Origin of the sequence: Streptomyces sp. NPDC015032 (assembly GCF_043080425.1) — a bacterium.
Taxonomy (GTDB): Bacteria; Actinomycetota; Actinomycetes; order Streptomycetales; family Streptomycetaceae; genus Streptomyces.
Map to the genome: position 1 here is coordinate 24,318 of NZ_JBIBVN010000054.1, position 10,793 is coordinate 35,110.

Annotated in this window: 8 protein-coding genes and 1 pseudogene; 6 read left to right on the plus strand and 3 right to left on the minus strand. The window is 73.0% G+C overall.

Features of this window, described 5'->3' with window-relative positions:
- Positions 1-204 precede the first annotated feature (204 nt).
- Both ACF08M_RS37930 and ACF08M_RS37935 read right to left on the minus strand, forming a co-directional pair.
- On the minus strand, positions 205-3,408 hold the full coding sequence (locus ACF08M_RS37930) for a sacsin N-terminal ATP-binding-like domain-containing protein (protein WP_392189866.1): 3,204 nt from the start codon (positions 3,406-3,408) through the stop codon (positions 205-207).
- Positions 3,409-3,828: 420 nt separating this feature from the next.
- Positions 3,829-4,764, minus strand: a complete 936-nt coding sequence (locus tag ACF08M_RS37935) for a DUF3027 domain-containing protein (RefSeq protein WP_392189860.1) — start codon at positions 4,762-4,764, stop codon at positions 3,829-3,831.
- Between the two features lie 489 nt (positions 4,765-5,253).
- Between ACF08M_RS37935 and ACF08M_RS37940 the strand changes: the two genes are divergently transcribed.
- The 4 genes from ACF08M_RS37940 to ACF08M_RS37955 are packed head-to-tail and all read left to right on the plus strand — an operon-like array spanning position 5,254 to position 8,955.
- Positions 5,254-6,666, plus strand: coding sequence for an MFS transporter (locus ACF08M_RS37940; protein ID WP_392189861.1), 1,413 nt, complete (start codon positions 5,254-5,256; stop codon positions 6,664-6,666).
- Between the two features lie 27 nt (positions 6,667-6,693).
- Complete coding sequence (locus tag ACF08M_RS37945) at positions 6,694-7,173, plus strand: DUF2771 domain-containing protein (RefSeq protein ID WP_392189862.1); 480 nt, start codon at positions 6,694-6,696, stop codon at positions 7,171-7,173.
- Positions 7,174-7,202: 29 nt separating this feature from the next.
- On the plus strand, positions 7,203-8,009 hold the full coding sequence (locus tag ACF08M_RS37950) for a futalosine hydrolase (protein WP_392189863.1): 807 nt from the start codon (positions 7,203-7,205) through the stop codon (positions 8,007-8,009).
- Positions 7,990-8,955, plus strand: coding sequence for a 1,4-dihydroxy-6-naphthoate synthase (locus ACF08M_RS37955; protein WP_392189864.1), 966 nt, complete (start codon positions 7,990-7,992; stop codon positions 8,953-8,955). The genes ACF08M_RS37950 and ACF08M_RS37955 overlap by 20 nt, the downstream gene beginning before the upstream one ends.
- Before the next feature lie 54 nt (positions 8,956-9,009).
- Here the strand turns inward: ACF08M_RS37955 and ACF08M_RS37960 are convergent, their stop codons facing one another.
- Positions 9,010-9,393 (minus strand): cold-shock protein, encoded by a 384-nt coding sequence (locus ACF08M_RS37960; RefSeq protein WP_072485776.1) that lies wholly within the window; start codon positions 9,391-9,393, stop codon positions 9,010-9,012.
- Positions 9,394-9,602: 209 nt separating this feature from the next.
- Here ACF08M_RS37960 and ACF08M_RS37965 point away from each other — a divergent pair, with 209 nt between their 5' ends.
- The gene (locus ACF08M_RS37965; RefSeq protein ID WP_392189865.1) at positions 9,603-9,827 is read left to right on the plus strand and encodes a hypothetical protein; all 225 of its coding nucleotides are present in this window, start codon (positions 9,603-9,605) and stop codon (positions 9,825-9,827) included.
- 384 nt (positions 9,828-10,211) lie between these two features.
- Positions 10,212-10,793: pseudogene (locus tag ACF08M_RS37970) on the plus strand (transposase); the annotation flags it as partial.

The window sequence follows — 10,793 nt, forward strand, 5'->3', positions numbered from 1 at the left end:
CCGCGGGTACGTGGTGCAACCCGTGCGGGGCTCGTTCGGACTGTGAGTCTGCTGACTCGACAGACCAGACCCGCCACACATGTGAAGGGTTGTACACCAAACCGAATTTCTTGCGAAGATCCTCTGTCGGTGCCCGCGGGCGCCCGCGGGGCCCTCGCAGTTGAACCAGGGGCCCGCCTCAGTCGGCGGTTTCCAGGGCCCCTCTCAGTCGAACCAGCGGTCCCGGGCCAGTTCGACCGTGCGGGACGGGTCCTCCAGCAGCGCCGCGACCTCGAAGCGGCGCGGCCACTGCCCCGCCGCCCAGGCCAGGCCCGCCGCGACGCCCTCCAGCGTGGCGGCGTGCACGGTCCCGTCGGACGTGCGGCGCCAGTCCAGTTCGACGCCGCCCGCGCGCAGTTCGCCGTGCTCGATGTACGTGTCCGGGGTTCCGGCGCCGAGCAGGACCCGTACCGAATCCGGCACCCGGTGCTCCTCGCCCTCCGTCGTCACCTCCGCCTGCACGGTCTCGCCGAGCCGCCGTACCTGGAACAGCTCGGCCAGATCGGCCGCGCGCGTCGGGGCGACCGGGAGCAGCGGGAGACCGGCGGTGAGCGGCAGCAGGTCCGGGGCGTCCGCGACCACGGCGTCCGCCGCGTCGACGACCCGGACCTCGCCGTCGACCACCGCCCGCAACTCGTCGGGCAGCGTCATCTGTTCGGGGTCGAGCTCGGCCAGCGCCGTGTACAGGGAGTGCAGTTGTCCGGGGCCGACCTCACGGTCCTCGTCCGCGAGCCGGGCGAGGAGTTCGGCGGCGCCGCCGGGCTCGTCGAGGAGGGCGGCCACGGAGGTCCGCACGCCGAGGGCGCGCAGCACCTGGGCGTCGTCGAACCCGGTCGCGTCGGCGGAGTCGTACAGTCCGGCCAGCCGCGGGTCGCCGGAGGCCGCCCGCAGACCGGCCGGCCGGCGGCCGTCGAGCACGGGGTGGTCGCGCAGCCACCAGGCCGTGTACGGGCGGACGGACCGGGTCGTGCCGTCGGGCAGCAGCACCCGCACCGGCTGGGTCAGCGCGTCGCGCAGCGGCGGCCGGGCGAGCAGGGCGAGCGCCTGCGGCCAGGCGTCGTCGTCGACGAGGTCCAGGTCGCGGACGGCGACGAGTTCGGTGGCGACCGGCGGTACGGCGGTGTCGGGCAGCTGGTCCAGGACGTCCTCGCACCACACGTCCACGGAGTCGAGCAGTCCCGCGTCGTCGGGCTCGGCGAAGTCGCCCTCGCGCGGGTCCAGTTCGTCCGGGTCCAGGACGACGTCGGCGGCCCGTACGAGGGCGAAGGTGGCGAGCACACCGCAGGCGGTGAGCGGCTGCTCACCCCAGCGTTCGGTCAGCTCCTGGTCGCAGAGCGCGAGTTCGCCCTCCCGCATGACGGCCGCGAACGGGCTGCCGGGCAGCACGAGTTCACTGGCGGGGGCCGGTTCGCCGTCCTCGTCGGGCAGGGCGAGCGCACCGAGCCAGGGCTCGTCGCCGGGGGCCAGTTCGGCGTCCCGCACGAGGGTGAGGACGGTCTCGGCGAGCTCGTCGGCGTCCAGCGCGTCCTCGTCCCAGATCTCGCCCGCGTCCAGCGATCCGGCGACGGCGGCCCGCACCTGCGGGGTCGTCAGCACGGCGCGCGGGGTGGCGGGCAGGGCGCCCAGCTTCTCCAGCAGCGGATGGGCCGCTTCCGGGTGCGCGACCTTCAGCCCGAGCCGGGCGAGCCGGTCCAGGACGGGGCCGGCGAGCGCGTCGGGGAGCGGGAGGAGGACCTGACGGGGGCCGATGGTGGTGCGGGGGGCGGCCGGCGTCCCGGAGTCCGGCGTCTCCGGCGTCCCGGCCAGCGGGACGGGCAGGCCGGAGAGGCGGTCCGGGTCGGTGCCGGAGAGGCTGTCGTACAGCCGCCGCCACCAGCCGGGGTCGCGCTCCAGCCCGGCGAGCCGGTCGATCGCCTCGGTCAGCGGGACGCGGGCGACTCCGAGGGTGCGCAGTTCGCTGCGGCGCTCCAGTCCGGCGGGCAGCAGGCACGGCAGGACCTCGGCGAGCACCCGCACGGTCTCGGCGCCGACGCCCTCCAGCACCTCGGCCTCGATGGGGCGCAGCGCGGTGGTGGCTGCCTCCCGGATGCCGTCCGCCGTGTCCCAGGTGTCCCACCGGTCCGCCTCGGCGGCCGCGTCGCGCGGGGCGGCGGGCGCGAGGAACGCGATGCGCGGCAGCCGCGCCAGGATCGCGCCGCGCAGGGCACCGTCCAGTTCGCCCTTGCCGAGCGGCCCGGGGACCAGGTCGATGGTGTCGACCGCCATCGGCTGCCAGTCGGCGAGCAGTTCGGCGTACGCGTCGGCCGCGCGCTGCACCAGGAAGTCGGTGAGGGGGCCGGGCGCGGGGTGGCGGCGGGTGGTGTCGAGCGGCAGCGACGCGATGAGCAGCGCGGGGATGCCGAGAGGCTCGTCGGTGGGGGTCGGCGCGTGGACGACGGGAGAGGTACGGGGGCGTACCGGGGCACCTTCCGCGTCCACGGGGACCGCCCAGGTGACCGACCAGTGCGGGCGCAGCCGTTCCTCGCGGGGCCGGTCGGCGAGCAGGGCGGGCTCGACGGGGCCGTGGTGGGTGACGGTGCGCCAGCGGTGCGTACCGTGCGCGGAGTCCTCGATGTGGGTGTACGGGCCGTGCTGCGAGCGGCGCAGCGTCCGTACGGCGTCCGGGGTTTCGATCACGATCTCGTCGAGGCCGCGCAGGGTGAGCAGGAGCGCGTCGTCGACCGCGTCGAGCAGCCGGACCACGAGGTCCTCGGCGCCGCCGTCGCGCAGCGGGAGGACGACGACGGTGTCGTACCCGTCGGGTGCGGTGCCCTCGGCGGGCAGCGGCAGCCGCAGCAGCGGTACGTGGCCGTCGCGGCGGCGGAGCTCGTCGCCGAGTCCGGGGCTGGCGACGGCGGTGCGGGCGGCGAGGTCACGGGCCTCGGCGAGGGACCAGCGGACGCCGCCGTGCCGGCCGACGACGGCGGGCTCGTCGCTCACCGCGAGCACGGCGGCGAACCCGACGCCGAACCGGCCGACGGCGACCTCGTGCCCCTCCCGCTTGGCGGAGGCGCGCAGGGTGGAGAGCGACTCCACGCCGGTGGCGTCGAGGGCGGCGCCGGTGTTGGCGGCGGCGAGTACGGCGGGGGCGTCCGCGGTCGCCGGGTGGAGGGTGAGGCGGAGCCGGCCGGGGACCTGGGCGCGGGCGGCGGCGTCGGCGGCGTTCTGGGCCAGCTCGACGACGAGGCGGTCGCGGTAGCCGCCGAGCGCGAGGTCCTCCTCGGCGTTGGCGTCCTCGCGGAACCGGGCGGGGCCGGCACCCCAGGCGTCGAGCACGCCGCGTCGCATCCGTGCGGTCCCGAACGGATCGGCCCCCTCGGTCGCATTCATGCTCACGCTCTGACTCCGCTCTTTCCGGTTACGCGTTGCCCGTGCCGCCAGTGTGCGCTCGAAGGTACCGGGTCCTCTCGCCGGGCGGGACGCCGTGTCTGCGGGGTCGCCCACGGCAAGGCCGGAATCTGTCGCACCGCGCACCGCCGCCCCGGTCGCGGCCCCGGGCACCGGGCGGTCCGGGGCATGCCGGACAGGGCCTCTCCGGCGATTGTGGAAGAACGGGTCGCCGATCGGCCCCACGGGCCCGTCCGGCGACCGAGGGGGCTCGCGGGTCGTTCCGCAGGCCCGTCCGACGACCGAGGTGGCTCGCGGATCGTTCCGCAGGCCCGTCCGGCGGCCGAGGAAGAATCCGGCTCCCCGGGTGGGCCCGCGGGCCCACCCGGGACGTGCCGGGACAACCCGGGCGGGCCGGCCCCGTCAGGAGTGGCCGAGGTCTTCCGTGGGGGTGTCCGGCTCCGTCGGCACCGAGCCGGAGTCCCGCGCCGGCCGCAGCGGATACTCGTCCACCTGCATCGTGTCGAGCGCGTGCGGCGCCGGCTTCGGCGGCTTCGGCATCACCGCCGCTTCCGAATGCCCACCGCACCCGTACGACAGCGACACCACATGCCCGTCGGCCGGACCGAACTCGTTCGCGCACACCCCGAACGCCTGCTTCAGCGAACCCGCCAACGGCACCAGGAACGCACAGGTGACGCACGACGCCGGAGCCGCCTGGGCCATCGGCGTCTTCGCGCCGAACCCCTCGTCCCACCGGTCGGCCGCGGTATGCAGCCCGTAGCGCGACAGCACCCGCGCCCGCCGCATGCCGAGCTCCTCCGCGACCGCCGCGATCGAACCCCGGCTGGTCGTCGCGGGGCGCGTCGTCAGCTCCGCGTCCTCCACGTCGACGATGTCGGCCATCTCCTCCGACATCTCGGCGACCGCGGAGTTCGGCAGCGGCTCGTCCTCGCCGGTGTAACCGGGCTCCAGGCGGAGGTCGTCCGACTCGGTGGGCAGCAGATCGCCGGGCCCCATGTCCCCGGGGCGCAGCCGCTCGCTCCACGGCACCCACTCGGGGGCGAGGAGCGCGTCGCTGCCCGGCAGCAGCACCGTCTCGTCCAGGGTGACGTTCTTCGCGCGGGATGCGCGGGCGACCGTCACCGCCCAGCGCCAGCCCCGGTAGCCGGGCTCCTGGCACTCGAAGAAATGGGTGACGACCCGGTCTCCCTCGGAGACCAGGCCCACATGCTCACCGACGACCCCCGGAGCGGCTGCCTCCTCGGCCGCCGCGCGGGCGAGGTCTACCGCCTCGGCGCACAGACGGTCGGGGACAGGGGTACGGGCCGTACGGCTTCGCGTCGTCGCAGCACTCACAGGTCTCGCTTCTCTCCTACGCCAGTCTCACGAGCGCGCCAGCACATCCATCGGTTTCGGCCAATAGCTGCGGGCGGAGCGGACCTGGGGGCCGCGTCGACGTCCACACCCGTTGTGCCTGCCTCGGGCGCACCTTCTGCCATCCATTCTGCGGGATCGCCGATAGGCGCGCGGCCGAGAACAACCGCCGGTGGCGCGCTACGCACGCTACCCTCTCCGCCGCCCCCCGCCCACCTGCCCGTCCGGAACAAGGACGTATCCGGGGCCGTGCACCCGTGCGAAGACCGTCCGCGGCCTGTGCGAAGACCGTCTCGCAGCCTGTACGAAGACCGCCTCGCGGCCTGCGCGAAGACCGTCTCGCGGTCCGCGCGATCACCGTCCGGTTCAAGCCGGGCGGGCCCGGCGGAGTACTGGCCCGACGGGGCGGAGTGCACCGCGTCCCCTGCCGATGCCGGTTCGCCACCGTCGCGGCTGGGGCACTATGACGAAGTGACTTCCGCCAGGTCGCACAAGGATTCCGGCCCGCTCCGCAGGACGGGCCGGGCGATCGGGCATGCCCTCCGCACCCCGTTCACCGGCACCGCGAAAGGGATTCGGAAGGCGACGCATGCCCACGGCGCCGGGGAGTCCGGGCTCGGCAAGCTGATCGAACTGCACGCCGTGAACGGCGCGGGCGATGTGATGATCACGGTTGCGCTCGCCTCGACGGTGTTCTTCTCCGTACCGACGGACGAGGCCCGGGGCCGCGTCGCCCTCTATCTCGCCATCACCATGGCGCCCTTCACCCTCCTCGCGCCCGTGATCGGCCCGCTCCTGGACCGTCTGCCGCACGGCCGCCGCGCCGCGATGGCCGGCGCGATGCTGGCCCGTGCGGTGCTCGCGCTCACCATGTCGGGCGCGGTCGCCACCGGCGGCCTGGAGCTGTATCCGGCCGCGCTGGGCGTCCTGGTCTGCTCGAAGGCGTACGGAGTCGTCCGCAGCGCCGTCGTACCGCGCCTGCTGCCACCCCGCTTCTCCCTGGTGAAGGCGAACTCCCGGGTCACCCTGGCCGGGCTCCTGGCGACCGGTGTCGCCGCCCCGATCGGGGTGGGGCTCCAGACCTTCGGGGTCCCCTGGCCGCTGTACGGGGCGTGCGTGATCTTCGTCGGAGGGGCCGTCCTCGCCTTCACGCTGCCGCACAAGGTCGACTCCTCGAAGGGTGAGCGGAAGGCCCAGCTGGTGCCCCCGTACGGGGTGACGTCCCCCCGGCCCGCGGTACGGCGGAACGGGAAGACGAGGGGCCGGGAGAAGAACGGCGAGAAACGGCCCGGGCTGCGGTCCGTGGGACCGTCCGTACTGAACGGGCTCCAGGCCAACACCACGCACCGTGCCCTCTCCGGCTTCCTGATCTTCTTCCTGGCGTTCCTGCTGCGAGATCAGCCGCTCGCCGGGCAGAGCGCCGCCGTCTCGCTCGGCATCGCCGGCGTGGCGGCCGGTGCCGGCAACGCGCTCGGTACGGCGGTCGGCGCCTGGCTGAGGGACCGCGGCCCCGAGATGATCGTCGCCTCCGTGCTGGCCCTGGCTCTGGGCGTCGCCGTGCTCGCCGCGCTCTTCTTCAGTACCGTCATGGTCGCCGCGCTCAGCGCGACGGCGGGCTTCACCCAGGCCCTGTCGAAGCTCTCGCTGGACGCGATGATCCAGCGCGATGTGCCCGAGGAGGTGCGGACCTCCGCGTTCGCCCGGTCCGAGACCGTGCTGCAGATGGCGTGGGTGGCCGGCGGCGGCATCGGCATCGCCCTCCCCCTCAACGGCGTACTGGGCATGTCGGTGGCGGCAGCCGTTCTCGCGCTGGGCGCGGCCACCTCCGTACGGGGGCTGCTGGCCGCCGCGCGACGCGGCTCGCCGCACCCCCGCGTGGCGTGAGCCGGAGCGACCGATAGCCTTCGGCTCATGACCGTTGCGTTCTTCTCCGGTAAGGGCCGTCGAATCGGCGTCGCTCTTGGTGCCGTGTCCGCGGGACTCCTTGTCCTCTCCGCCTGCGACAAGCCGACGCCGCTCGCGACCGTAACGGTCGGCGGCAACTCGGTGAGCACCGAGGCGTCCTGCTACAACGACGGCAAGGCCATCAAGACGTCCGACTTCCAGAGCTGCCTCAACAAGAAGGCGGAGAAGACCGTCGAGGTCGCCATGGACGACAAGGTCCGTTTCGGCGTCGACCCGGAGATCGCGAACAACGGCTGGACCCTGTTCATCAACGGCCAGCAGGCCGAGCAGGAGCCGTACAAGAAGACCTACCGGTCCATCCCGGGCAGCGCCTTCTTCTCCAGCCAGACCGGTGAGACCACGAACACGACGCAGATCAGCATCGTGGAGACCAAGGGCAAGCAGCTCACGGGCGTGTGGCACTTCGAGCTGAAGAAGACTTCCTGACCCCCCTCCTGACCTCGGAGGATTCCCCCGTGCGCGTGCTCGTCGTGACCGCTGTCCCCGCAGAGCGGGACGCGGTCACGCGTGCGTTCGGGGAGGTGTCCGAGGTGCCGGGCGCTCGGTACGGGGACGTGTCCGAGGTGCCGGGGACCCTGCACGAGGACGTGTCCGAGATGCCGGGGACCCAGCACAGGGGCGTGTCCGAGGTGCACGGCGCTCGGGCCCATCGCGTGACCGTCCCCGGCGGCTCCGTCCTCGTCGATGTCCTGGCGGGCGGCGCCGGCCCGGCCGCCGCGGCGGCCGCGACGGCTTTCGGCCTCGCCCCGCAGCCGTACGACCTCGTCGTCTCGGCCGGGATCGGCGGTGGATTCGCGCCCGTCGCCCCGGTCGGCTCGGTCGTCGTCGCGAGCGGCATCGTCGCCGCCGACCTGGGCGCCGAGACCCCCGAGGGCTTCGTCCCGGTCACCGGTCTGGGCTTCGGGCGCGACCGGTTCACGCCGCCGCCCGCGCGGGTACGGGACGTGGCTGCCGCCACCGGCGCGCTCACCGGCGAGATCCTCACCGTCTCCACCGTGACCGGCAGCGCCGCCCGCGCCGCCGCCCTGCTCGCCGCGCACCCCCGGGCCGCCGCCGAGGCCATGGAGGGCTTCGGGGTGGCCGAGGCCGCCGGGCGGGCGGGCGTACCGGTGCTGGAGATCCGGGCGGTCTCGAACACCGTCGGCCCGCGCGACCGGGACGCCTGGCGCATCGGCGACGCGCTGGCCGCGCTCACCGGGGCGTTCGGGAAGCTCGTACCCGTACTGGAAGGCTGGACCCACCATGACCGACACGACTCCTGACCCGTCGGACCCGGCGAACCCGTCGGACCCGTCGGACCCGTCGGACCCGTCGGACCCGGCGAGCCCGGCGAGCCCGGCGGACCCGGCGGACCCGGCGAACTCGTCGAACCGGCTGAGAATCGCTTTCTCGCCGTGCCCGAACGACACCTTCGTCTTCGACGCCTGGGCGCACGGAAGGGTCCCCGGCGCGACCGCCCTCGATGTCACCTTCGCCGACATCGACCTCACCAACGGCATGGCCGAACGCGGCGAGCTCGACGTGCTCAAGGTCTCGTACGCGGTGCTGCCCTGGGTCCTGGAGGAGTACGCGCTGCTGCCGTGCGGCGGGGCGCTGGGGCGGGGCTGCGGGCCGCTCGTCCTCACGAAGGAGCCGGGCACGGATCTGACGGGAAAGACCGTCGCCGTACCGAGTGAGCGCTCGACGGCGTATCTGCTCTTCCGCCTCTGGGCGGCCGACGTGGTGCCGGGCGGGGTCGGCGAGATCGTCGTCATGCCGTTCGACGAGATCATGCCCGCCGTGCGCGACGGGAAGGTGGACGCCGGTCTCGTCATCCACGAGGCCCGTTTCACGTACCAGAACTACGGGCTCCACAACCTCGCCGACATGGGCCGGCACTGGGAGGAGACGACCGGGCTGCCGATCCCGCTCGGCGCGATCATCGCCAAGCGGTCACTGGGCGCGGACACGCTGCGGCTGCTCGCCGAATCGGTGCGCACCTCGGTGCGGATGGCCTGGGACGATCCGGAGGTGTCACGGCCCTACGTGCTGGAGCACGCGCAGGAGATGGACCCGGCCGTGGCGGACCAGCACATCGGGCTGTACGTCAACGAGTTCACCGCCGACCTCGGCGAGGACGGTTACGCGGCGATCCGCGGGCTGCTGACCCGCGCGGCGGCCGAGGGGCTGGTTCCGCCCCTCGGCCCGGACGCGCTGTCGTTCGTCTGAGATCGGCTGGGAGATCGGCCGGGAGATCGGCCGGAAGGCTCCGGAAGGCAGAGTTCAGACGTCGAGCTGATCGGCGACCGCGCGCAGCAGGCCGCCGATCTTCTTGCCGGCCGCCTTGTCGGGGTAGCGGCCGCGCTCCAGCATCGGCGTGATGTTCTCCAGCAGGGTGGTCAGGTCCTGCACGATGGACGCGAGCTCGTCCGGCTTGCGGCGCTGTGCAGCCGCGACGGACGGCGTCGGGTCCAAGATCGCCACCGAGAGCGCCTGGTCTCCGCGCTGACCTGCGACGACGCCGAATTCGACGCGCTGGCCGGGCTTGAGTGCGTCGACGCCGTCGGGAAGCACCGAGGAATGCACGAAGACGTCGCCACCGTCGTCGCGGGAGAGGAAGCCGAAGCCCTTCTCGCTGTTGAACCATTTGACCTTGCCAGTCGGCAAAGCACGCACCCCATCTCAACCCGTATGCCGGAACAAGCCTCAGCAGGTCAGGCTATCCAGTGGTGGTGCTCCCCTGCTGGCAGAAGCCTCCCCAGGTGAAGTACCCCTCGTCAAGCCTGGTCATCCGGACTGCTGTCCAGAAACGGTGCCTGTGTGGCGCACCGTCGGCCGTGGGACGGGCCGCCGGCGCCGGGAACTACCCTGGCGGGGTGAGTACTACACCTTCTGGCGCAGGTGACCGGCTGGTCCGGATCGGCGCGATCGTCTTTTTCCTCGGAGCACTGTGCACGCTGGTCACGGTGGCCCCGCTGTTCCTCGGCACCCGTCCGCTGCCGTCCATCGCGTGGTCGCTGTGCATGCTGATGGGTGTGGGGTTCCTGATCGCCGCGGCGGGCGTGGTGCGGTCGGTGCGGGCGGGGGCGCACAAGAGGTAGGGCCGGGGGCGCCCGACGGCCCGTTTCGGCCGAAGGAGATTTCCTTTCCGCCGTTCGCGGATTTCGTGAATTTCTGTCCGACGCCGAAAGGTGCGCCGGGAATTCCTGACCAACCGTCGGCCATCACTGTGGACTCGGGAGACATTCCATCAGCCCTCGCGAACTCTGGCCCGAAATCAACGACGCCATCGAGGCGCACACCGGCCGCGAATGAACAATTCCAGTGGCAGCCCCGCCACGGGTCACGACGCGCCGCCGTAGAGCGCCCGGAAGTCCAGCAGCGCCCGATGGTCCGGGTCGGATTCCGTCAGCGTGTAGTCGTCCTCGATGACACCGTTCTCGTCCCACTGCTTCGCCCGCAACGCAATGCCGTACTCGTACTCGGCGCTCGGAGTCGCCCTGGGCGGGGACTGCCTCGCCGATGTCGCCATGCTGCGGGCCGAGCCCGACGTGTTCGGCCCGGTGGCATCCGACCCCACGGTCTCACGGCTCATCGACGCCCTCGCCGCAGCCGGACCGAAGGCACTCACCGCGATCCGGTCGGCGCGGGCCGAAGTACGCTCGCAGGTCTGGGAACTGGCCGGGGCGAGAAGTCCGGCCGCCGACGGCTCGGTGATCGTGGACATCGACGGCATGCTCGTCCTTGCGCACTCCGAGAAGCAGGATGCCGCCGCGACCTGGAAGAAGACCTTCGGCCATCATCCGCTCGTCGCGTTCGTCGACCACGGCCAGGCCGGTTCCGGAGAGCCGGTGGCCGCGCTGCTGCGGCCCGGCAACGCCGGCTCCAACACCGCGAGCGATCACATCGAAACCACCCAACTCGCCCTGGCCCAACTCCCCAAGCACCTGCGGCGGGGCCTAAAGACGCTGATCCGCACCGACTCCGCCGGCGGGACCCATGCCTTCCTCGACTGGCTCTCCCGCCGGGGCCGGTGGCTGTCGTATTCCGTCGGAATGACCATCACC